The organism is Corynebacterium sp. UMB4614, from assembly GCF_030217065.1.
Classification (GTDB): Bacteria; Actinomycetota; Actinomycetes; order Mycobacteriales; family Mycobacteriaceae; genus Corynebacterium.
The window spans coordinates 17,439-40,784 of the sequence record NZ_JASONC010000010.1 but is presented as its reverse complement, the minus strand read 5'-3'; the positions used below and the strand labels follow the sequence as shown (position 1 = coordinate 40,784).

The window sequence follows — 23,346 nt, the reverse complement described above, 5'->3', positions numbered from 1 at the left end:
ACAGCACGGCTGTCATATTCGGCGGTGCTGCGTGGCGCGGCTATCGCTTAAAGCCGGGGCGCGGAACCCCGGCGCGTTCTATCCCCCTATCCTTGCAGATCGCCTAGCGAGACATGTCATTCACCGTGACAACAATCACCGCACCCGGTGGCGGGCCGTCCAGAAGCTGGACGTCGCGGAGGGAATCGTCGATCTCACGGTTGCGCTCGCGGGCCTCGAGGCCGTGCTCCTTGGCGATCTGCTCGGCGGCGGCCTTCGCCTTCGCGTCCCCGGCAGGGTAGAGCACGACGGACTCGCGGAAGACGTACGCGGAATCCGGCAGGTTACCGATCGACTTCGCGTCCCACTTCTCGCCGCGCAGGCCGTCGGCAGTGCGCCCGGCCAGGCCCTCGATCGGGGAGTTGTTCAGGACGGTGACGTGGGTGGCCTCGCGGTCCTTGTCGCTCAGCGCTCCCTGGTTCTCGGCGTTCTCGGCTTCCTCGGCGGCCTTCTTCTCGGCCTCCGCCTTCTTTGCTTCCTCAGCCTTTGCATCATTGGCGGCCTTGTCGCGGGCAGCCTGACGCTCGGCGTTTTCCTTTTCCTTGGCCAGGCGCGCCTGCTCGGCAGGGCTCAGGTTGCTGGTGTCCTCGTCCCCCTGGCCGGCCTGGACGGTGCCGTCCTTGGAATCGCCGCCGTTGACGAAGCTGACCGCGCCCCAAGCGATCAGTGCGATCGCGACGGCGATGAGCACCATGGCCAGGCCGCGCAGCGGCAGACCCTGGCCGGAGCGGGCCTCCGCACCAACCTGGCCACCGGGCTCGCCAGCGGCGGCACCGGCGCCAGCCCCATCTGCCGTTGCACCCGCGGACCCAGCACCAGCGCCAGCTGCTCCGACACCGGCCGCACCAGCTACCGCGGCCCCGCCGATGCGGCGGCGCCCCGCCTCGTGGTGGCGCTGGGCCGCAGCGGCGGACTCGTCCTCGTCGTCCTCATACTCTGCGTATTCATCGCCATACTCGTCGTACTCGGCGTAGTCCCCGTGCTCGGCGTAATCGTCGCCGTAATCCTCGTACTCGGCATAGCCATCGTCGTAGCTTTCGTAGCCGTCCGCGTCATAGCCGTCCGCGTCGTAGTCGGAGTATTCCGCGTCCTCAAACTCAGCGTCGACCGGGCCCTGGTGGGCGCCGTGCTGCGGCTCCAGGTTGAGGGGGCGGTCGTCGTCGAAGTTGTCGTCGAGGGAATGGCGTGGTCGATTCGAATCAGTCACAACACAAATCTTAACTACAGTCACACCCGCCACGGGAACGGCGCGCCGAGAAACCCGCGCTATTCCGGGGTACTCACTCCTCCCGGCGGCGCAGCAGAGTGCGCACCAACACCGGATCGAAGTCCAGGGCCTCCGGCTTCTCAATCAACCGATTCAGCTGCTGGAAATAGCGCACCGGCTTCACCCCGAAGCGATCCTGGATCGCCTCCCCCTTCGCCCCCGGGTGCCGCCACCATTGCCGCTCGAACTCCAGCATGGCGCGCTCCCGCTCACTCAGAGCAGAGTTTTCGGGATTCACGGAGGCTGGCATGCTCATAAAGCTAGTGCACTTCGGCCCTTGAACGCCACGCACCCTAAAATGGTCGCCATGACTGTTCTGCCCATCGTCATCGCTGGCGATCCCGTCCTGCACAACCCCACCAACAAGGTCGGGGAACCAGACCTCGACGCCAACGGCGTCCCCACCGAGGAATTCAAGAAGTTCATCGCGGACATGCACGAAACCATGGACCGCGCCCACGGCGTTGGCCTGGCAGGCAACCAGGTGGGGGTCGCCAAGCGGCTCTTCGTCTACCACTGCCCGGACATCGACGGCCCCAACGGCGAGCAGCGCACCGAGGAAGAAATCGCTGCCCAGGGTGGCCCGATGCGCCGCGGCACCGTCATCAACCCGGTGCTGGAAACCAGCGAGATCCCGGAAACCATGCCCGATGAGTACGAGGACGAGGAAGGCTGCCTCTCCGTCCCCGGCTACTCCTTCCCCACCGGCCGCGCCGATTGGGCGCGCGTGACCGGCATCGACGAAAACGGCGAGCCCGTGACCGTCGAAGGCTACGGCTTCTTCGCCCGCTGCCTGCAGCACGAGGTCGGCCACCTGGACGGATTCCTCTACACCGACACCCTCATCGGCCGGAACAAGCGCGCCGCGAAGAAGGCCTTCAAGGCCGAGGGTTGGAACGTCGAAGGCAACCGGACCTGGCTGCCGGGGGTCGATAAGGATCCCTTCGGTCACGACGACGCCGGTTCGGCCGAAGCTTAAGGATTAGCTAGCCACCCCATGAAGGATCACTCCGCACAACAGCCAGGGACTGCCGCCGCAGCTGACAACGCGACCACGCCCCACGAGGTGGATACCGACCTCGTCGCCGCGGCCGCCGGCGCCCGGCGCGTCCCCGGCCTGGACTTCCCGCTCTCCCGCCGCACCGACCCGGTATCGGTACGCCCGGGCGTGCGGGTCGTGGTGCGCCGGGTGACGGGCCGACTCGCCGAGTCTGGCCGGCCGGAGGTCAGCGACGTCATTGGCACGCTGCTCAGCGTGGATCCGCTGGTCGTCCGCCCCGCACCCCGGAAGCGGGAGCCCAACACTGCAGCGCAGGAACCGGTGGAGATCGCGGCGGGCAGCGTCGTCGTCCTGAAAACCTTGAGCACCAAGCCGGTGCGCAACAGCGACATCCGGGCGGTGGAGGAAGCCATCGCCCACGCCTTTCCCGGCATCGAGAACACCTGGGTGGAGGGCTGGCTGTGCCGCGCGGGCGACGGAATCACCGAACGCTCCAACACCGCCGTGCCACTTGGCCCCAATGCAGCGCTGCAACCGGTGCCGGTGGAGGGAATCAAGGCCTTCTACGCCAAGCACGAGCTGCCCGCTGCCCTCATGGTGCCGGACCGCATCGGGCGGACCGCAGAGAACCTGGAGGGCACGCGCGGGCCGGAGATTATCGTCATGACCCGGGAGTTGGAAGATCTCGATGAGGCTCCGGCGCTCAGCGGTGACGCGGGCCTGGTGCACCCCAACTTCGCGGGCCAGACCCTGGAGATCGAGGTGCTGGACCAGCCCACCGAGGAGTGGCTCTCCCGCTACCACTTCCGCGGCCAACCGCTGCCCGAACATGCCCTGGAGCTGCTGCGCAAGCGCATCGACGGCACACTGGGCTTCGCGCAGGTCCGCATCGGCGGGACCCTGGCCGCGATCACCCGCGCGACAATCACCACCACCGAGGCCGGGCGCTCCTTCCTGGGCTACTCCGCGGTGGAAGTCCTGCCAGAGTTCCGACGCCACGGCCTGGCCACCTACCTGGGGCGAGTGCTGCTGCACTGGGGCGCGGGGCACGGCGCCGCAGAGGCCTACCTGGAGGTCATCGAGACCAATACCGCGGGCCGGGGGCTGTACCACGAGCTGGGCTTCTCCGAGCACCACCGGCACCGCAGCCTGCAGCTGGACTAACCCCGGGCGCGGGGCGGGCAGCCGCCGCACAACAAAGAGGGCGAAGAGGCTGCCCCACCGTGCAGGGGCTGTCCGCAGGCTTCAGTAGGCTGTCATCTATGCGTATCGCCACGTGGAACATCAACTCCGTCCGCACCCGCGAAGACCGGGTCCGAGCCTTCCTGGAACGCTCCGACGTGGACGTCCTGTGCCTGCAAGAAACCAAGTGCACGGACAAGCAGTTCCCGGACTTCAGCGACACCGGCTACGAGCAGGCCCACCACGGCCTGCACTCCTTCAACGGGGTCGCCATCCTCTCCCGGGTGGGCCTGGAGGACGTGCAGACCGAATTCGGCCAGCCCGGCTTCGATAAGGACCTCAACGCTGTACAGCACCAGGAGGCCCGCGCCATCGGTGCGCTCTGCAACGGTGTGAGGGTGTGGAGCCTCTACGTGCCCAACGGCCGGGAAATCCGCGACCCGCACTACAGCTACAAGCTGGCCTGGCTGGACGCGTTGGCGTCCTACGCGAAAACCACCGGGGAGGACGGCACCGCGGAGAAGCTGGTGCTGACCGGCGACTTCAACATCGCACCCCGTGACGAGGACGTCTGGGACCGCAGCTGGTTCGAGGGCAAAACCCACGTCACCCCGAACGAGCGCAAGCGGCTGACCGCGCTGGAGGATGCTGGCCTGACCCAGGCCACGGAGCTCATCGCCGACCAGTACACCTACTGGGACTACCAGGCCATGCGCTTCCAGAAGAACGAAGGCATCCGCATCGACCTGCAGTATGCCCGCGGGCTTTCACCCGAGGCCGGGCGCGTGGACCGAGACGAGCGCAAAGGCAAGGGCGCGTCCGACCACGCACCCGTCATCATCGACTACACCGTCTAAACAGCCAAGAGGAACAAGCAGATGTGGTGGCTAGAGCCAGTCCAAATGGCGGTGGGAGTAGTGGACCAGCTGAAGTGGTACCACTTCCTCATCGTCGGGTTGGACTACGTCCTGAAGTTCGTGGCCCTGGGGTGGGTGCCGCAGAAGCGCCGCCCCTCCTCGGCCATGGCCTGGCTGCTGGCTATTTTCCTCATCCCCTTCGTCGGCATTCTGCTGTTCGTCATGATCGGCTCGCCCGTGGTCAACCGGCGCCGCCACAAGATCCAGGTGCAGGCCAACGAGCTGATCCGCGACATGTCCAGCGGGGAGCCGGATGTCCCCAAAGGCCTGGACGTCACCGACGAGCAGCTCTCCATGGTGCAGCTCAACCGCGAGCTCACCGCGATGCCCGCGGTGGGCGGCACCATGCAGAAGATGTACTCCGGCTACGCGGAATCCATCCGCGCAATCGCCAACGCCATCGACGACGCCCAGCACTACGTCAACGTCGAGATCTACATCATGGCCTGGGACGAAACCACCGACCCCTTCTTCCAGGCACTGGCCCGAGCCGCCGACCGGGGCGTGGCAGTGCGCCTCATGTATGACCACGTGGGTTCCATGAAATACCCGGAATCGCAGCTACTCGGCCGCAAGCTCGACCGGCTGGGCATCGAGTGGTACGCCATGCTGCCGCTGAAGCCCTGGCGCTGGAAGTTCCGCAGGCCTGACCTGCGCAATCACCGCAAGCTCGTCATCATCGATGGGGAGCGCGCCTTCATGGGCTCGCAGAATATGATCGACGCCAGCTACCTCAACTCCGGCAACCTCAAACTCGGCCGGCAGTGGGTGGACATCATGGGCGAATTCACCGGGCCGATCGTGTCGATCATCAACTCTGTCTTCGCCGTTGACTGGTACACCGAATCCGGGGAGACGCTGAACCTCATCGACCCTTCTGTCCACGCGGAACGTCTCGCCACCGCCCAGAAGGACACCGGCGCCGAGCTCATGCAGCTCGTCCCTTCCGGGCCCGGATTCACCACCGAGCCGAACCTGCGGCTGTTCGTCTCCATGGCGCATCACGCCAAGGAGAGCCTGCAGATCGTCAGCCCCTACTTCATTCCCGACGAGTCCCTCCTCGAGGCCGTCACCACCGCGGCCTACCGCGGAGTGAAGGTGTCGCTGTACGTCTCCGAGGAATCCGACCATATGATGGTCGGGCACGCCCAGGCCTCCTACTACCAGGAACTCATGGAATCCGGCGTGGAGATCTACCAGTACCCCGCCCCAGCCGTGCTGCACACCAAGTGTGCAATCGCCGACGGCGAAGTGGCCGTCATGGGCAGCTCCAACATGGATATGCGCTCCTTCGGGCTGAACTACGAGATCACCCTCATGACCTTTGAGGGCGCGGTCATGGACAGCCTCCAGGAGATCATCGACGCCTACCGCGAAGCCTCCCTCCACCTCGATTTGAAGGAGTGGAAGAACCGCCCGTGGTACAAGCAGTACCTCGATAATGTCTTCCGTCTGACCAGCGCGCTGCAGTAGGCCAGCCCAGGGCAATTACTTTTCTCCCGCAAAATGCCACGGAAAGGCCTCACCTGTGCCTACACTGACTAGCTACATAAAGAAAAGTTTCGGCCCGCCGAACTGCCCCTGACGCACGCAGCTATCCACGGACCAAGAGCGAGGAACAGTAATGAGCAGCACAGCGACCTCTCCCCAGCGCCCCAAGCCCAACGTCAGCGGGCACAAGGCGAAGGAAGTCCTCCCGGACGTCGACGTCGCCGAAATCGCGTCCAGCGTCTTCGACTTCCTCTCCGCCACGCGCCGCCTGATGAGCCGCCCCAGCGCCGACATGAGCATTTCCCAGTCTGAGATCGAGGTGCTGCAGTTCATCTCCCAGCACCCGGGCTGCGGTGTCTCCGAGATCGCCCGGCTGCGCTTCCTCCGCGCCTCCAACGTCTCCGCGACCGTCCGTCGCCTCATCAACGACGGCCTCGTGGACCGGCAGGCCAATGACTACGACCGCCGCGCCCAGGACCTCTACCTCACCGACAAGGGGGTGGACGTCATGAACACCATCACCGACCAGTGGGCCATCTTCATCGCCCAGGCCACCTCCCGGATGGAGCGATCCGATGTCCGCAAGCTGCGCGACGGTGTGCCCGCCCTGCGCGGACTCTCGGACGCCGCGGAGACGATCATCGATAACCTCCAGCGGGAGCGCGAACGAGTGATCTAGCCGGGGCGACCAAAGGAACACCCCGGTCGCGGCCCTAGTGGCGGTAGCGCTACTGGGCGTGCGGGGCGAACTTCGCGGCCAGCAACGTGCCCGCGATAGCCACCGCCACCGAAGCCACCATGCACAGCCCCAGGGCCAGCATCCGATCGGAGCCCAGGCCCACCAGCGGGCTCATCACCCCGGCCACCACGAACTGCCCCGCCCCCAGGACCGCCGAGCCAGCGCCAGCGCGATCCGCCGCCAAACCCTGGGCCAGCGCGGTGGAATTGGACATGTTCAACCCCACCCCGAAGGTGGCCACGAAAACCGCAGCCGCCAGGGCGTACATCGCGGCGTCGACGTCCCTGGGAAGGACGAGGGCACATAACAACACCGCCACCGCCCCAGCAGCGATCACGCAGACCGCCACGCGCTGGAGCCGCCGCGCGCCGATGCGGCCCACCAGGCGGATATTCAAAGAATTCGCGCTCAAAAGTGCGACAGCGTTGAGGGCAAACATCACGGAGAAGCCCACCGAGCTCAAGCCGAAGACCTCCTGATAGACAAAGGAGGAACCGGAGATGAAGGCAAACATCGTGCCGAAACCGAAGGCGAAAGCCATCGCATAACCCACGAACGCCGGGCGGCGGAAAAGCCCCAGCATGTTCCGGTACATCCGCATCGGCCCACCACCATGGCGGCGCTCCACCGGCAGCGTTTCCGGCTGGCGCCAGGCCACGAGGATCTGGGCCAACGCGATCAGCGCCAGCGTGAAGAAGATCGCCCGCCAACCTGCAGCATGGTTGATGACCCCGCCCAGCAGCGGCGCAAGGATCGGGGCCACACCGATGATGAGCATCATGACCGACAGCGCCTGGGCGGCGGCCGAGCCGCGCAGTTTATCGGCGATCATCGCGCGGGTGAGCACCACGCCGGTGCCGCCAGCAACACCCTGGAAGAAGCGAGCAGCGATCAACACTGCGGCTGTGGGAGCGATCGCGCACACGACGGAGGCAATCAGCCCCAGCACCATCCCGAAACACAACAGCCCCCGGCGGCCCCGGCCGTCCGAGAGCGGCCCAATCAGCAGCTGTCCCATGGCCATGCCCACCATGTAGGCGGTGATGGAGAGCTGCACCACGGCGGGGCTCGTCCCCAGGTCCCGACCGATCAGCGGTAGGGCGGGCAGGTACATATCCGTCCCCAGCGGCCCGCCCGCAGACAGCAGCGCGAAGCCCGCCAAGGTCAGTACACCGAACTGCTGCTTCTTCGAATCCATTGTTGTTTTTCACTCCACAAAGCCCAGCGCCGCGGTGCCTGTGAGCACCGCGGCGCTGGGCGTAACAAGAACTAGCGGGGACTTTTAAGCGTCGCGCTTCTTCAGGGCGATCAGGCCAGCGATGAAGAAGACCACACAGAATGCTGCGAAGTAGAGGATGGACCCAACCTGCCCCCACGGGGCGTCCGGGGTGTCCATCATCATCGTTGCCATGTCGATGTTGTTGAAGGGCATGTACGGCGGCAGCCAGTCGCGAATCTTCGGGACCAGCGGCACGACCGCGCCCTCGACAACGAGCTTCCACAGCAGCAGGGCCGCGATGCTGGCCGCAGTCGAGCGGAGCAGGTACCCCACGCCCGTGGAGATGACGACGGAGAGCAGGGCGTACAGCACCAGGCGACCAATCGCGGTCCACAGGCCATCCGCCCCGAAGCCGGCGCCCTCCAGGATCGTGTCGTTATCGGTGATGATGCGGGAGGCAGCGAACTTGCTGGTCCACACGGATAGCACCGCGCTGATGAAGGTCAGCACCATGGCAAGCACGCCATAGACCAGGACCTTCGCAAAAGGCACCGGGAGACGCTTCGGCGTGGCGAGCAGCGTGTTCTTCGCGGTGCCATTGGCGTACTCGTTGGTCACGTTGAGCACAGCCTGGATGATGATAATCATCATGCCGAAGACGAGCATGCCGCCCAGCGCACCCGTTGCATCCAGGGCGTTCTTCGCATCGACGACCCCGGCGACGTCCGCTGGACCATCGCCCTCGGTGGCCGATTGGTAGATCATGCCGGCGCCAACACCGTTCAGCGCAGCGAAGGCCACAGCGAAGAAGAGGATGAGCCCGGAGGTCCACCACACCGCCTTGGTCGTGGAGAGCTTGAGCCATTCAGACTTAATCAGGTTCATGGGTTCTTTACTCCCCCTTCTCGATGCGGTTGCCTGCGCCGTCGACCCGAACACCCGGCTCGGCGGTGAATGGGGTGGCGGGAATGCCCGGGGCGTCCAGCCCGGCCTTGGCCTGGTACTCGACGGAATGCCCGGTCTGCTGCATGAATGCCTCCTCCAGGGAAGCGGACTTCTGGCTCAGCTCGTTCAGGCGCAGCCCATAGGTGAAGGCCAGGCCGCCCACCCAGTCGGTGTCGTGATCCGGGACGACCAGGATGTCGCGGCCCTCGACATCCTTACTGCGCTCGAAGTTCACGGCCTCCTCACGCAGCGCGTTTTCCATCTCGGCCAGGTGCTCGGAACGCACGATCGTGGTGGTCTGGGAGGAGCTCTTGATGAAGTCGTGGACGGACTGATCCGCTACCAGCTTGCCCTTACCGATCACAATCAGATGATCCGCGGTCTGCGCCATCTCGGAGAGCAGGTGGGAGCTGATCAGCACCGTGCGCCCCTCGCGGGCGAGCTGGCGGACGAAGTCACGCACCCAGCGGATACCCTCCGGGTCGAGGCCGTTGACCGGCTCGTCCAGGATCAGGACCTCCGGGTCGCCCAAGAGTGCCGCAGCGAGCCCCAGACGCTGCCCCATGCCGAGAGAGAACTTGCCTGCCTTGCGGCCGGCGACGTTGGACAGACCAACGATATCCAGCACCTCGTCCACTCGCGTGCGGGAGAAGCCATTCGCCGCGGCGATCCAGCGCAAGTGGTTGACGGCGGAGCGGTTGGGGTGAACCCACTTCGCATCCAGAAGGGTGCCGACCTTGGTCAGGGGGCGGTCAAATTCCGCGTAACGCTTACCGTCAATCAGAGCGGAACCACTGGTCGGCGTGTCCAGCCCGACGATCATTCGCATCGTCGTGGACTTTCCGGCGCCGTTGGGACCGAGGAACCCGGTGACAATCCCGGGTTTGACCTCAAAATCCAAGTTGTCGACAACGGTGGTGCCACCGTATGCCTTGGACAGCGAGTTCACTTTGATCATGGCCACCAGTTTGCCATAGAAAGCAGACATCCCGACAGACCAGCAGCCTGCCTTTCCGCTGCATACCCCTACCTCCCCCGCAATCCCCCCTGACCAATCCCCGCACAGTGCGGCTTCAGTCACCCCGTAGGATCCCACGCAACGTTTGTGACGGGAGTGGCAATAGTGAAATGTGCCCTGCGTTATAATCAGGCCATGTCTGCGCCGCTCTATGCCGATGCCGATCGGTGGATGGATCGTGACGACTCGCCCGCGGGCGGTCGCACGGTCCGCGGCCTCATTGCCCCAGCCATGGCGCTGCCCAAGCGCTTCCTCAACTTCATCTCCACCACGCCCGGGATCCTGACGATTATCTCCTTCCTACTCGTCGCCGCGATCCTCGCCGCTGGTGGCGCGATGGCGCTGAGCTCCACCTGGCGGCAGGACGACCTCAACACCCTTGTGAGCCGCACCGAGCCGCTATCCAACGCGGCCCAGGAACTCTTCAACTCCCTCTCTGTCGCGGACTCTGCCGCCACCACGGAGTTCCTCGAAACCAAGGAGCAAAGCTCCACCCAGTCCCAGAGCTACGACCGACACATCGCCAACGCGAGCCAGGAGATCATCAAGGCCTCCGCCGGCATCGACAATGTCGACTCCCGCGAGATGGAGCTCGTCCTCCAGCTGCAGACGAGCCTGCCCCGCTACGTCGAGCTCGTCTCCGAAGCGAGCGCGAACGACCGCTTCCGCAACCCCGTCGGAGCGTCCTACCTGACGCAGGCCTCCCACCTGATGCAGCAGACGATGCTGCCCGCCGCGGAGGAACTCTACACCATCACCTCCAAGCAGGTCAGCGAGCAACAGCGCAACGTGATCTCGCCGATGTGGTTCCCGCTGTCCGGGCTCATCGCCGCGGTTGTCCTGCTGATCATCGCGCAGCTATGGCTCTCGGCCAACACCAACCGCGTATTCAACATCGGGTACCTGACCGCCACGACGCTCATGGTCATCGCCCTGCTCGTGGCGTCCATCAGCGCGGGCTGGACCTGGAAGGCCGGCACCAACTGGATCCAGTCCTCCATGGGCCCGCTCGAAACGCTCACCCAGCAGCGCATCGCCGCCCAGCAAGCACGCACTGGCGAAGCCCTGGGGCTCGTGCAGCGCAGCTACGGCGACGATAACCAGGAGGAATTCTCCACGACGATCGCCCGGATCGACAACGAGCTCGAATCCATCCGCGACACCGTCGTCTCCCCACACCGCATCGTCTTGGCCCGCGAGCACCTCCAAAAATGGGACGCCGCCCACGCGACCATGGTCTACGAACTGCAGCACGGCAACTTCAAGGCTGCCTCCGCCGCCGCCCTGGGCTCCCCCTCCGATGACGACCAGCACGCCGTCGTTGCGAACTCCAACCGCTCGCCCAATGACGTCCAACTCGACCTGCGCACCAGCTACACATTCTTCGACGAAGAACTGCAGGAGCTGATCAGCGAGTCCCGCGCCCAGCTGCGCGACGTCCTCACCGCAGGGCAGTCGGCCGCACAACGCACCGCGACGATCGTCGCCATCATGACCGCCGTCGCCGCGATCGCCACGCTCGCCGGCACCAGGCCGAGGGTGAGGGAGTACCTGTGATGATCGACGCCAACCGCCGCACCACCCGCGCACGCCACTCCCGCCTGTTCCGGAGCACCGCCGCGCTCCTCGGCACCGCGACCCTGCTCACCGGCTGCGCCACCACCCCGACCAGCCCGTCCTGGCCGATCGTTGCCAACGAGCCCGACTCCGACCTGCCCGCCCAGGCACGCATCTATGACACCGCCGACCTCGAACCCGTCTACACCGAGCACACGGAGCCGCTCGGATCCCTGGCCCCGACCGCAGCCAGCGTGCAGGAGAATGTGCCGAATATCTCCAAGCGTGGTCGCCTCATCGTGGGCGTGGCTCAGTCCCTCTACCGGCTTGGCTACCGGGACTCGGAAAGCTCGGACCTGATCGGCTTCGAAGTCGACCTCGCCCGCGAGATTGCCCGCGATATCTTCGGCGACCCAGACAAGGTGGAATTCCGATACGTGGAATCTCGCCACCGCGAGGAGGCCCTTCGCACCGGCGATGTGGACCTCGTGCTGCGCACCATGACTACCACGCGGAAACGCCAAAAGGCGCTGGAGTTCTCGATCCCCTACCTCCATGTCCAGGAACGCCTGCTGACGCAAAAGGGCTCCGGCATCGAATCCGTCGCCGACCTCAAGCACAAGACCGTCTGCGCCTCCCAGGACTTCCCGCCCGGCATGGTGGCAGACCTCCTCCACCCCAAGCGCATCCTGCAGACCCGCACGTGGACCGACTGCCTCATGGCCATGCAGCAGGGGCAGGTGGACGCCATCTACTCCGACGACGCGATCCTCTCCGGGCTCGCCGCCCAGGACCCGGACACCCAGCTCATCGGGGCTTCCCTGGGCGAGGGCTACTACGGCGTGGCCATGGCCCCGCCCGGCAAGGTCGTGGGGCCCGGCGCGGAGTCCCTCGACGAGGACGACGAGCACGTGAGCTGGCAGAGCGAGGGGCTCACCCGGCAGGTCAACCGCACGCTGGAGCGGCTGCGGGATACCGGCGAGCTGGACCGGATGTATAAGAACTGGCTCGAGCAGTACCTGGGGCCAGCGAGGGAGTTGCCCGCCCACTACCGCACGCCAGCGGAATCCGCCGCACTGACCAAGGAACGCGAAGAATACAACAGAGAGCAGATTCCCGGCATCGAGGAAGCGAAGGGAGGCGAGTAGAAGATGAGCGAAAAGGACGCAGCGGAGCAGAACATCCAGGAGCAGGGCCGCACCCCAGAACCGGATGCTGGACCACCAACTGAGGCAGTGAACCGCACCGAACCGGACGCTGCAACTGGGCCGGACGCAGCGACCGGGCCAGACGTCGTCACCGGTGGCACCGCGGAGCACCCCGAACCGGACGCGACCACGGGCCCGGCGACCGAACCCGGCGCCGGGAAGCAGGACGAGGACGACGGCGAGAACGGCACCGAGGCCGTCGTCTTCGACCCCTTCGCCGACGACGATGACGAAGAAGAATTCGACCTCGCCGACCTCGGCGACCTCTCCGACCTCATCGAACCCGGCAGCACCGCCCAAGGGCGCAGCCAGGCTGACGTCCCCACCTCCGCCACCGAGGTCGGCAGCAGCACCAGCGGGGCGACCACCGACCCCGTCAAAGTCGACTCCGGGGAGCGCTCCCGCCGGGAGGCGCTCTCCACCTTCCGCGAACTGCGTGGCGCGGCGCGCGAGGGCAAGAACGTCGCCGACGGCATGGTTCACCTGCCGTTCATCACGCCCACCGTCCCCGAAGAAGCGATCATTGACCCCAGCGACGCGATCGCGAAGGGCATCGACCCGCCCACCTTGAAGGCCGGGGACCTCATCGCAGGACAATACGAAATCCTGGGCCCCATCGCCCACGGCGGCCTGGGATGGATCTACATCGCGACCGACCACAACGTCGCGAACCGCTACGTCGTCCTCAAGGGCCTGATGGCGACCGAGAACGAGCACGAACGCGCCGTCGCCGACTCCGAACGCGCCTTCCTCGCGGACATCACCCACCCCGGCATCGTGAAGATTTTCAACTTCATCGACGATCCTCGCTCCCCCGGCGGATTCATCGTCATGGAGTTCGTGGGCGGGCCTTCCCTGCGCGAACGGCGCCGCGAATCCCCCGACAACACCCTGCCGGTGGACATCGCCATCGGCTACATGCTGGAGGTCCTGCCTGCCCTGGACTACCTGCATTCCCGCGGGGTGGTTTATAACGACCTCAAGCCCGACAACATCATCATCACCGAGGACCAGGTCAAACTCATCGACCTCGGCGCGGTCAGCGGCATCGGGGCGTACGGGCACATCTTCGGCACCAAGGGCTTCCAGGCGCCCGAGATCGCCAGCACCGGGCCGACCGTGGCCAGCGATATCTACACCGTGGGGCGGACCTTGGCCTCGCTGGTCGTGAACCTCCCCATCACCAATGGCGCCTACGACCCCGAGCTGCCCACCCCGGAAGAGGAACCACTATTCCAGCGGTACATGTCCCTCTACCGGCTGCTTCTCCGGGCCACCGACCCGGACCCGAATAAGCGCTTCAGCTCCGCGGTCACGCTCGCGAACCAGATGGTCGGCGTGCTGCGCGAGGTGCTGGCGATCCGGGACCGGGTGCAGTACGCGCACCTGGACACCCGCTTCACCGCGCAGCGCTCCACCTACGGCACGAAGCACATGCTCTTCCGCACCGACCAGCTCATCGACGGCATCCCACGATCCGTGCAGATCGCTGCCTCTGAAGTCATCGCCGCGCTCCCGCTGCCGCTGACCGACCCAAGCGACCCCGGCGCGTCGCTGCTCTCCGCCGCACGCTACACAGAGCCTGGGGAAGTGCTGGACACGCTGGAGTCCGCAGCCAAGCAACCGCAGATGTCCAGCTCCGTGGAGATCCCGCTGACGATGGTGCGGGCGCGGCTCGACATGGGGCAAGCCCAGGAGGCACAGGACAAGCTCGACGAGGTACAGGATTGGCTGGGCGGTGACTGGCGCTTCCGGTGGCTCTCCGGTGTGGCGGCGTTGCTGCGCAGCGACTTCGTCACCGCGCAGTACCACTTCAACGAAGTGCTGCATCTGCTGCCCGGCGAGCCGGCACCGAAGCTGGCGCTCGCGGCGACGAACGAGCTGCTCATGCAGCAACAGGGGGTCAACACCACCAAGCTGCTCGACGACGAGACCGCCCAACTCGGCGCGATGCTGTCCTATGCCTACCGCACGCCGATGACCGAGGATGTGAAGGTTCCCCCAGCGCGGCACTTGTCGCAGGATCCCGCCACGCTGCGGATGCAGACGATGCGCTTGTACGGGCTGGTGTGGGCGACGAACCCGACGACCGTGTCCTCTGCCTTCGGGCTCGCGCGGCAGCTTGCCGCTGAAGGCCTGGTGGATGCCGCGGTGGGTGTGCTGGACCGGGTGCCAGTGGCTTCGCGGCACCACCGGCTGGCGCGGCTGACCAGCATTCTCATGCTGATCAGCGACCGCAGTAGGCTCTCGGAGTCCCGGATCCGGCGTGCTGCGCGACGGCTGGAGATCATGCCGACGAACGAGCCCCGGATGCAGCAGGTCCGACTCGCGGTGATGCTGGCAGGGCTGAACTGGATTTACATCAATAAGAAGAAGGGCAACGATGTCAGCAGCGAAAGCCCGCTCTTCGACGTGCCATTCACGGAGCGTGGGCTGCGGCTGGGCCTGGAGCAGGGGCTGCGGATGCTGGCGCGCCAAGCGCACTTCGATCTGCACCGCTTCCGGCTGGTGGATATGGCGAATATGATCCGCCCGCGCACCTGGTTCTGATGCGTTTGTAGCGCCCCCTCCCCAACCCCGCCCCCGTTGCTTCGCGAATGCCTGCCTGCGGAGGCTGAAATTGGGGCGCTTGTGAAGCACTGGGCGCTGGCGTCCAGGCGCTCGCCTAAGATCAGAACCATGATGATCCGCACCTTGCGCCGCAGCACCGGGGAAAAATTCACCCGCCGTGCCCGGCGCGTCGTCGCTGCGTTCGCCGCCGCACTCGCGGGGATGCTCGTCCTCGCCGCCTGCTCCTCGGAAGAAGCAAACGACGAACCCCTGCGCGTCTTCGCCGCCGCTTCGCTGAGCGTTGCCGGCGATGACCTGCAGCAGGCCTACGCCGACGAGCACGACGGCCAGCAGATCGAGTGGAATTTCGCCGGCTCCTCCGCCCTCGTCCGCCAGATTGAGCAGGGCTCCCCCGCAGATGCCTTCATCTCCGCCGACGAGAAGAATATGGACAAGGCCCTGAAACTCCCGGAGTTCAGCAAGGTCACGGACCGCGACGAGCCACGCATCGTCGCCACCAACCAGCTAGTCCTGGCCGTCGCGGAAAACCCCAAGACAAAGATCACGTCGCTCAAGGACCTCGCCACGGGCGCGCGCGTCGCCATCTGCGCCCCGGAGGTCCCGTGCGGCACCCTCGCCCACGAGGCGCTGAAGAAGGCCGGCACCCCAATCGAGCTGCAGAACCCCTCCGAAGAGGCCAACGTCTCGAACGTCGCCACCAAGGTCGCCACCGGCCAGGTGGATGCGGGCTTTATCTACGCCTCCGATGCCGCCGCCATCCAGCGCCAGGGCAAGAAGATCACCACCCTGCCGGTCGAGCACGTTTCCCCGAATAAGTACCCCGCTGCCAGCACGGATGCCGGGGCGAATCACTCCGCCACCGAGTTCGTCCGCTGGCTCGCCTCCCCAGAAGCCCAGCGCATCCTCGCTGCGCACGGCTTCGGCCCTGGAGAGTCCGAAGAGTGAGCACACGCGCCTTCCCCCTCTGGACACTCGCGCTAGCAGTCCCGGCCTTCGCGCTGATCGCGGGCCCGATGCTGGGGCTGCTGCTCAACATTCCGTGGCCGAAGGCGCTGCAGCTCGTCACCGCCCCTGAGGTGCTGACCTCGCTGGGGCTCTCGCTGTCCACCGCCGCGATCGCCACCGCGCTCTCCGGGTTATTCGGTGTCCCTCTGGCGCTGTGGCTCGCCCGCCTTCAGCGGTGTCGCCCGGGGCTTTCGCAGTTCATCCAGCTCGCGGTGTATGCCCCGCTGGTGCTCTCCCCCGTGGTCAGCGGCCTGGCGCTGGTGTTTTTCTGGGGACGTCCCGGCCTGCTTGGCCCCTTGCTGGATCGCGCGGGTTGGTCGGTCGCCTACACGACGTTGGGGGTCGTCGTGGTGCAGGTTTTCGTCGCCCTCCCCTTCGTCGTCGCGACCGCGGTGACGGCGCTGCGGTCAGTCCCCGATTCCGTTCAGGACGCCGCCGCCGTGGACGGCGCGAGCAGGTCCGAGGCGCTGCGGTTGATCATTCTGCCGATCGCGTGGCCGGGGATTGCGGTGGGCTTGGTGTTGGCCTTCGCCCGCTCGCTGGGCGAGTACGGGGCTACGTTGACCTTTGCCGGTAATGTCGCCGGCCGGACCCGCACCCTGCCGCTGCTCATCGAGTTGGGCTTGAGCTCCAACGATATGGACCGCGCGCTGGGGGCCTGCCTGGTGTTGCTGGCGGTGTACGTTCTGGTCGTAGGCGGTATCGCTGGGCTGCGCCTGGTGCAGCCCAGCCGCCGTGGCTAAGGCGTGTCTGCCGCGAAAGTTAAGCTGTCTAGCGAAAGCTAATTCTTGCCCCAAGGAGTGTGGAGAACATGTCCGACCCGCAGCCGCAGCTGACGCATGTGCGCGGTGATGGCTCCGCCCACATGGTGGACGTCACTGCCAAGTCCGAGACCACCCGCACCGCGACGGCGGAGGGCTTCCTGCGGACGCGGGAGGACGTCCTCGCCATGATCTTCCAGGACGGCGGCGGCGACCAGGCCGGACTGCCGAAGGGGGATGCGCTGCCTGTGGCGCGAGTCGCCGGGATCATGGGTGCGAAGAAGACCCCGGAGATTATTCCGCTGTGCCACCCACTCCCGCTGGGCAAGATCACCATTGACTTCGAGAAAGTCACCGATCCCGCCCCTGCCGTGCGGATTCTCGCGACGGTGAAGACCCGCGGTGTCACCGGTGTGGAGATGGAGGCGCTCACCGCCGTGAGCAGCGCGGCTCTGACGGTGTACGACATGATCAAGGCCGTGGATAAGCACGCCGAGATCACGGGCCTGCGGGTGCTGGCGAAGGCCGGCGGTAAGTCCGGGGATTGGAGTGTTAATGACTAGCACGGAATCGGCGCAGGAACTCCGGGCGAGGAACGCCGGCCGCACGGGGCTGGTGATCGTCGCGTCCACCCGGGCGGCCGCCGGCGAGTACGAGGACCGCTCCGGCATCATCGCTGTGGAGTGGCTGCGGGAACGGGGCATCGACACCCCGGATGCGCTGATCGTCGCCGACGCGGACGTCCCCGCAGTCATCGATCAGCTCTTCACCGGCGACGGGAGCACGGGAGTTGCGGGTGCTGGTGCCGGTAACCTCCCGGAGCTCGACGCGCTACCCGACGTGGTGCTCACTTCCGGGGGCACCGGGATCTCCCCCAGTGACGTCACCGTGGATGCGGTGGAGCGCGTGCTCACTCGCCCACTGCCGGGCATCGCCGCTGAGTTCTTCCGGGTCGGCGGGGCCAAGGTGCCGACGGCGATCCTCTCCCGCTGCGTCGCCGGGATCGTCGACCGCCCCAAACCGGCCTTCGTGATGACGCTGCCCGGGTCCCGCGGCGGGGTGCGTGATGGGCTGGAGGTGCTGGACGGGGTGCTCGAGCACCTGCTGGACCAGCTCGCGGGTGGCGGCGACCACGAGGCCAAGGCTGCACAAGCCCCGACGGCAGAAGCTTCACCACCTGCGCCCACGCACGTTCCTGAGTCAAGCGCTGCCGAGCAGAACCACACGCTGCACGGGAGCGGCTGCTGCCACAGACCAGCCGTCCCCGATCCGCCGCACGTCGCGGAACAGACGGGCGTCGTCGTCCACACTCGGATCACCGAGGAGCCGCTGGAATCGCTGCTCAGCTCGGCGAAGGACGTCACCGCCACCCCAGCGATGGGCGCGGTCAGCACCTTCGAGGGTGTGGTGCGCGACCACGATGGTGGCGAGCTCGTCGACACCCTGACCTATAGCTGCCACCCCAGCGCGGCGCACGTGCTGCGGGAAGTCGTGGAGGAGGTCGTGGCTTCCCACCCCGACGTGCGTGCTTGGGTGGCACACCGCACCGGTCCGCTGGAAATCGGCGACCTGGCGTTCCTCGTGATCGTCGCCGCTGCGCACCGCGGCCCAGCCTTCACGGCCACTGCGGAGCTGGCCGACCAGGTTAAGGCGCGGGTGCCGATCTGGAAGGAGCAGAAGCTCCGCAGCGGGGCCACCACCTGGGTCGGGCTCGATAGCTAAAGCCCCGCAGCGGGGGGGGCTGCGGGGCTGCAGGGCTGTGAGATGTGGGCGGGGTCCCACCCTCGGGTTCCGGCGAGCCCCGCCTCGCTTGCCTCTCCTCTCCCCTTTTTCCGCTCCCGCGCGCCCTCCACCCCCACCGTTTTGCAGAGTTTAAGGTCGCAAAAGCCACAAAAACCGACATCAAACTCTGCAAAACGCATATGAGAGTCGACCAAAAGCGGATAAGGGAGAGCGAATCACGAAAGGCCAAGACCACACCCCTCAGCCGTGCCACCCCCGCCCTGCGACACTTCATTCTGCGTTTGATTCCACGTCATCTCGGCATCCTAACCTCTCGGATTGTCCAACAAAGCAGCGCAACAATCGGAGATGAATAACCCCTTGCCATCCGACAACCCCACCCCAAACCGCAAGGTCAGCCGCCGTTCCCTGCTGGGCGGCGGCTCCATCCTCGCCGCCACCGCAGCCGCCACCGGGTTCGTGACGAATACCCAGGCCCAGTCCTCGCACAGCTCATTCTTCGGCTCCAGCCACGGCTCCTCCAACCCAGGCGGAGCCAACCCAGGCGCTGGCGCCCACGGCAAGATCCCACTGCGCTTCCAGCCCAACGGCCGCTTCAAGATCGTCCAGTTCAACGACACTCAGGACGACCACCTCACCGATCGCCGCACCATCGAATTCATGGGCAAAGTCCTCAACCAGGAGAAGCCGAACTTCGCGCTCATCAACGGCGACGTCATCACATCCGGCCCGAAGAACCCCCGCCAGGTCTACGAAGCCATCAACAACGTGGTCCTGCCGATGGAGTCCCGCTCCATCCCGTGGGCGATCACCTTCGGCAATCATGATGAAGACTCTGTCGAGGACGCCAACACCGGCGTGTATGAGCGCCACATGGCCGAGTTCGTTCGCCAATACAAGCACAACCTGAACCCGGTGGCGCCCGACCGCCCCTTCGGCCACTCCGATGCCCAACTGTTGATCGCGTCTGCCAAGAATCCGGCGCAGGCCAGGTTCGCGATTTGGCTGCTCGATTCGGGCAACTACCTGCCCGAGGCCGACCCCGTGCAAGACAACGACGACGTGCCCAGCTACGACTACATCCGCCCAGCTCAGGTGGAGTGGTACGTCGGAAAGTCTATCGAGGCCGAGAAGCGCTATGGCACCAAGATCCCTGGCCTCATGTACTTCCACATCCCCACCTACGAGCACCGGGACATGTGGTTCGGCGGCCCGGCCAAGCACCTCGCGGCCAGCCACGCCAAGGCCAAGTCCACCTTCAACATCGAAGGCGTGAAGAACGAGGACGTGTACTACGGCTCCTTCAACTCCGGGATCTACGGCGCAGCGCGCGACCGGGGCGATGTCCTGGGCATTTACTGCGGCCACGACCACATCAATAGCTATAAAGGCGACTACTTCGGCGTGGAACTCGGCTATTGCCCGGGCACTGGTTTCGCCCCGTATGGCCTGATGGACGGCACGTGGCAGCAGCACACCCTGCGCGGTGCGCGAGTGTTCGAGCTCAATGAGAACTCGGAGAAGATCTACGAGTCCACCCGGCTGCTCTTCGCCAAGGACATGGGAGTGGACATGCAGCCCAGGAAGCAGCCCATCGCGAAGCCAGCCGCGCTGCCGAGCTACGTGAAGTTCCCGCGCTAGCCGCGCGGTACTACTCCTCAGCTGGGCCACCACCTGGGTCGGGCTCGATAGCTAGCCCTCCGCGCGCCCTCTCCCCTTTTCCGCTCCCGCGTGCTCCTCTCCCCCGTTTTGCAGAGTTAAAGGTCGCAAAACACCCAAAAAACGACATCCAACTCTGCAAAACGCATATGAGAGCGGGCAAAACGCGGCTGAGGGAAAGCGCATCACGGAAGTGCAAAACAAAGGAAGAAGCTGGCGGCTCGCAAGCCACCAGCTACCCCTCTCGGCGAGGCCTACTGCTCGGCCAGCTCCATCGCGTACTGAGCGATAGCCAGCTCCTCGTTGGTCGGGACCACGAAGACCTTGATCTTCGAGTCATCCGTGGAGATCACACGCGGACCCTCCACGCCCTCCTTGTTGAGGTTGCGGTCCTCGTCGATCTTGATGCCGAAGCCCTCCAGATCAGCCATTGCATCCTTACGCACGAACGCGGCGTTCTCGCCGACACCAGCGGTGAAGGTGATCGCGTCCGTGTGGCCCAGGATCAGCATGTAGGAGCCGATGAAGCGACGCAGCTGGTGAATGTAGATCTCGTAGGCCAGGGTGGCGTCGTGATCACCCTGGTCGATCAGCTCCTTGATCTCGCGGAAGTCGTTGACGCCCGCGATGCCCTTCAGGCCGGAGTTCCGGTTGAACAGGTTATCGATCTCGTCGACCTTCATGCCGCCGGCACGGGCGAGGTGGAAGATCACACTCGGGTCGATGTCACCGGTACGGGTGCCCATGACCAGACCAGCCAGCGGGGTCAGACCCATGGAGGTATCGATCGCCTCGCCACCACGGATCGCCGCAGCAGAGGCACCGTTGCCCAGGTGCAGGGTGATCTGGTTGATCTTCTCCGGCTCCCGGCCCATGATCTTCGGCACCGCGCGGGAGACGAACTCGTGGCTCGTGCCGTGGAAGCCGTAGCGGCGGATGTTGTACTTGTCCGCGACCTCCTTGTTAAGGCCATAGTGAGCCGCGTGCTCCGGCAGGGTGGAGAAGAACGCGGTATCGAAGACCGCGACGTGCGGCACGTGGCCCAGCAGGGCGCGAGCGTTCTTAATACCGTCGATATTCGCTGGGTTGTGCAGCGGCGCCAGCGGGACAAGCTTCTCGATCTCAGCGACCATCTTGTCGTCGATGAGCACCGGCTCGGAGAAGGTCGCACCACCGTGAACGACACGGTGTCCAACAGCGATGAGGTTCAGGTCCTGCGGGCCGCAGCCCAGCAGGGACATCATGCCGAATGCACGCTCCAGGCCCACCGAGTGGGACAGGATCGGGCGGGAGTCCTCCATCTTCGTGGTGGCCGTGGCGATCTTAATGTGGCCCTTCGGCTCACCGATCTTCTCGACGATGCCGGTGATGAACGGCTCTTCGTGCGCATCCGCGCTCGGGTCCAGGACCTGGAACTTGATGGAGGAGGAACCGGAGTTCAGAACCAGGACGAATTCGATCTCGCCTGCTGCTGGATCGTGCTCGGAGGGTGCCATGGTGATTGTCCTTTCGGAAGCTGAAGTGGTGAGGGGTGAGTGATGTTGTAGCTCGGGTACTTAGCCGGCCTGGATCGCGGTGATCGCCACGGTGTTGACGATGTCCGGGACGGTCGCGCCACGGGACAGGTCGTTGACTGGCTTGTTCAGGCCCTGCAGAATCGGACCGACCGCCAACGCGTTCGCCGTGCGCTGCACCGCCTTGTAGGTGATGTTTCCGCTGTTCAGGTCGGGGAAGATGAAGACGTTGGCCTTGCCTGCCACGTCCGATTCCGGCATCTTCTTCTTACCGACGGAGGCGACGGCAGCCGCGTCGAACTGCAGTGGTCCGTCCAGCTGCAGGTCCGGGTTGTCTGCCTTCGCCTTCTCGACAGCGGCGGCGACGGCCTCGACGTCCTCGCCCGCACCGGAGGTTCCGGTGGAGTAGGACAGCATCGCGACCTTCGGGTCGATGCCGAACTGGGCGGCCGTCTTCGCGGACACCGCAGCGATCTCGGCGAGCTGCTCGGAGGTCGGGTTCGGGTTAACCGCGCAGTCGCCGAAGGCCCACAGGTAGCCGTCCATGACCATGAGGAAGATGGAGCTGACCACGGACGCACCCGGGGCGGTCTTGATGATCTGGAAGCTCGGGCGGATGGTGTGCGCGGTGGTGTGCGCCGCACCGGAGACCAGCCCGTCGGCCAGGCCCTTGTGAACCATCATCGTGGCGTAGTAGGAGATGTCCTTCATGGTCTCCCGCGCCTCGTCGAGGGTCACGCCCTTGGCCTTGCGCAGCTCCGCGAAGTCCTGGGCGAACTCCTCGAGCTGGGTACCGCTATTCGGGTCCGTCAGCGTCGCACCGGAGAGGTCCAGCTGCAGCTCGCGGGCACGGTGCGCGATCGCGCTCGGGTCGCCCAGGATGGTCAGGCGGCAGACGTTCTGCTCCAGCAGCTGGTGGGCTGCCTGCAGGATGCGGTCGTCGTCGCCCTCAGGCAGGACGATGTGCGCGTTCTTCTCACGGGCCTGGATGATGAGGTTGCGCTCGAAGAGCTCCGGGCCGACGATCGGCTCGCGGGTCTCGGACTTGTGGACGCTGCCCAGCTCGACGTAGCTGATGGCCTCGCCCTCGCACTCCAGCGCGGAGGAGGTGCTGGCTGGCCCCTCCAGCATGGCGATGCCCGCCGGGACACGACCGATGCGGACGAGCTGGCCGAGCGACTGCTGCACGGAGATGCGGTCGGCGTCGGAACCTGCGACGAGGATGTGGGAGGCACCCAGCGCGCCGGCGAGGCGGGCGTCGAAGGAGACGGACCCCGTACCGACGAGAACGTCGGCGCTGGTGGTGCTGCCGAATTCCAGGGCCTGGGGGAAGTCCGGGTGGGACGGACGGATGTGTTCGAAAAGGTCGGCGCTGTTGCCGCCACCGGCGTTAGCTGCCTCGATGATCTTGGGGCGCTGCGCTGCTGCGCTAGCCAGGGGGCTTACGACTGCTTGGACGGTCACCTAGTTCATCCTCCAGGGCTTCGTAGCGGTTAGCCGACCACAGTTCT

The 23,346-nt window shown here is 65.7% G+C and carries 20 protein-coding genes; 13 read left to right on the top strand and 7 right to left on the bottom strand.

Annotated elements, in window-relative coordinates; all coding sequences use genetic code 11:
* Positions 1-103: 103 nt before the first annotated feature.
* Together QP413_RS05840 and QP413_RS05835 are read right to left on the bottom strand one after the other, a co-directional pair.
* Positions 104-1,246, bottom strand: coding sequence for a LytR C-terminal domain-containing protein (locus QP413_RS05840; protein ID WP_284781069.1), 1,143 nt, complete (start codon positions 1,244-1,246; stop codon positions 104-106).
* 73 nt (positions 1,247-1,319) lie between these two features.
* Positions 1,320-1,562 carry a DUF3263 domain-containing protein gene (locus QP413_RS05835; RefSeq protein ID WP_015381924.1) on the bottom strand — a complete coding sequence of 81 codons (243 nt, stop codon included), beginning with the start codon at positions 1,560-1,562 and terminating at the stop codon, positions 1,320-1,322.
* 51 nt (positions 1,563-1,613) lie between these two features.
* Between QP413_RS05835 and QP413_RS05830 the strand changes: the two genes are divergently transcribed.
* From QP413_RS05830 to QP413_RS05810, 5 genes are all read left to right on the top strand, one after another.
* A complete protein-coding gene (locus QP413_RS05830) occupies positions 1,614-2,285 on the top strand; it encodes a peptide deformylase (RefSeq protein ID WP_041628521.1) in 672 nt (223 codons plus the stop codon).
* A gap of 18 nt (positions 2,286-2,303) precedes the next feature.
* Entirely contained in the window at positions 2,304-3,470 is a 1,167-nt protein-coding gene (locus QP413_RS05825) for an N-acetyltransferase (RefSeq protein ID WP_012360958.1), read from the top strand.
* 98 nt (positions 3,471-3,568) lie between these two features.
* Complete coding sequence (locus QP413_RS05820; RefSeq protein WP_015381925.1) at positions 3,569-4,345, top strand: exodeoxyribonuclease III; 777 nt, start codon at positions 3,569-3,571, stop codon at positions 4,343-4,345.
* Between the two features lie 45 nt (positions 4,346-4,390).
* Positions 4,391-5,878, top strand: coding sequence for a cardiolipin synthase (gene cls, locus QP413_RS05815; RefSeq protein WP_284781068.1), 1,488 nt, complete (start codon positions 4,391-4,393; stop codon positions 5,876-5,878).
* 151 nt (positions 5,879-6,029) lie between these two features.
* Entirely contained in the window at positions 6,030-6,575 is a 546-nt protein-coding gene (locus tag QP413_RS05810; RefSeq protein ID WP_148820266.1) for a MarR family winged helix-turn-helix transcriptional regulator, read from the top strand.
* A 49-nt stretch (positions 6,576-6,624) separates the two neighbouring features.
* On the opposite strand, the gene QP413_RS05805 is transcribed toward QP413_RS05810, so the two are convergent.
* The 3 genes from QP413_RS05805 to QP413_RS05795 form a co-directional block, all read right to left on the bottom strand.
* A complete protein-coding gene (locus QP413_RS05805) occupies positions 6,625-7,833 on the bottom strand; it encodes a multidrug effflux MFS transporter (protein WP_284781065.1) in 1,209 nt (402 codons plus the stop codon).
* An 84-nt stretch (positions 7,834-7,917) separates the two neighbouring features.
* Positions 7,918-8,739, bottom strand: a complete 822-nt coding sequence (locus tag QP413_RS05800) for an ABC transporter permease subunit (protein ID WP_148792664.1) — start codon at positions 8,737-8,739, stop codon at positions 7,918-7,920.
* A gap of 7 nt (positions 8,740-8,746) precedes the next feature.
* Positions 8,747-9,757, bottom strand: coding sequence for an ABC transporter ATP-binding protein (locus QP413_RS05795; protein WP_236251555.1), 1,011 nt, complete (start codon positions 9,755-9,757; stop codon positions 8,747-8,749).
* 195 nt (positions 9,758-9,952) lie between these two features.
* Between QP413_RS05795 and QP413_RS05790 the strand changes: the two genes are divergently transcribed.
* The 8 genes from QP413_RS05790 (at position 9,953) to QP413_RS05750 (ending at position 20,303) form a co-directional block, all read left to right on the top strand.
* Positions 9,953-11,374, top strand: a complete 1,422-nt coding sequence (locus QP413_RS05790) for a hypothetical protein (protein WP_232620169.1) — start codon at positions 9,953-9,955, stop codon at positions 11,372-11,374.
* Positions 11,374-12,522, top strand: a complete 1,149-nt coding sequence (locus QP413_RS05785) for a transporter substrate-binding domain-containing protein (RefSeq protein ID WP_284781060.1) — start codon at positions 11,374-11,376, stop codon at positions 12,520-12,522. The genes QP413_RS05790 and QP413_RS05785 overlap by 1 nt, the downstream gene beginning before the upstream one ends.
* Positions 12,523-12,525: 3 nt before the next feature.
* Positions 12,526-15,132 carry a tetratricopeptide repeat protein gene (locus QP413_RS05780; RefSeq protein ID WP_284781059.1) on the top strand — a complete coding sequence of 869 codons (2,607 nt, stop codon included), beginning with the start codon at positions 12,526-12,528 and terminating at the stop codon, positions 15,130-15,132.
* A 129-nt stretch (positions 15,133-15,261) separates the two neighbouring features.
* Positions 15,262-16,098 carry a molybdate ABC transporter substrate-binding protein gene (gene modA / locus QP413_RS05775; protein WP_284781058.1) on the top strand — a complete coding sequence of 279 codons (837 nt, stop codon included), beginning with the start codon at positions 15,262-15,264 and terminating at the stop codon, positions 16,096-16,098.
* Positions 16,095-16,901 carry an ABC transporter permease subunit gene (locus QP413_RS05770; RefSeq protein ID WP_284781057.1) on the top strand — a complete coding sequence of 269 codons (807 nt, stop codon included), beginning with the start codon at positions 16,095-16,097 and terminating at the stop codon, positions 16,899-16,901. Before modA ends, QP413_RS05770 begins: the two co-directional genes overlap by 4 nt.
* Positions 16,902-16,969: 68 nt before the next feature.
* Positions 16,970-17,482, top strand: a complete 513-nt coding sequence (gene moaC / locus QP413_RS05765) for a cyclic pyranopterin monophosphate synthase MoaC (RefSeq protein WP_012360970.1) — start codon at positions 16,970-16,972, stop codon at positions 17,480-17,482.
* Positions 17,475-18,641: a molybdenum cofactor biosynthesis protein MoaE gene (locus QP413_RS10280; RefSeq protein WP_336620846.1), complete on the top strand. Its 1,167-nt coding sequence runs from the start codon at positions 17,475-17,477 to the stop codon at positions 18,639-18,641. Before moaC ends, QP413_RS10280 begins: the two co-directional genes overlap by 8 nt.
* 369 nt (positions 18,642-19,010) lie before the next feature.
* Positions 19,011-20,303 (top strand): metallophosphoesterase family protein, encoded by a 1,293-nt coding sequence (locus QP413_RS05750; protein WP_284781056.1) that lies wholly within the window; start codon positions 19,011-19,013, stop codon positions 20,301-20,303.
* A gap of 272 nt (positions 20,304-20,575) precedes the next feature.
* Here the strand turns inward: QP413_RS05750 and QP413_RS05745 are convergent, their stop codons facing one another.
* A complete protein-coding gene (locus QP413_RS05745; protein WP_012360973.1) occupies positions 20,576-21,817 on the bottom strand; it encodes an acetate kinase in 1,242 nt (413 codons plus the stop codon).
* A gap of 60 nt (positions 21,818-21,877) precedes the next feature.
* Entirely contained in the window at positions 21,878-23,299 is a 1,422-nt protein-coding gene (gene pta, locus QP413_RS05740) for a phosphate acetyltransferase (RefSeq protein ID WP_284781055.1), read from the bottom strand.
* Positions 23,300-23,346 lie beyond the last annotated feature (47 nt).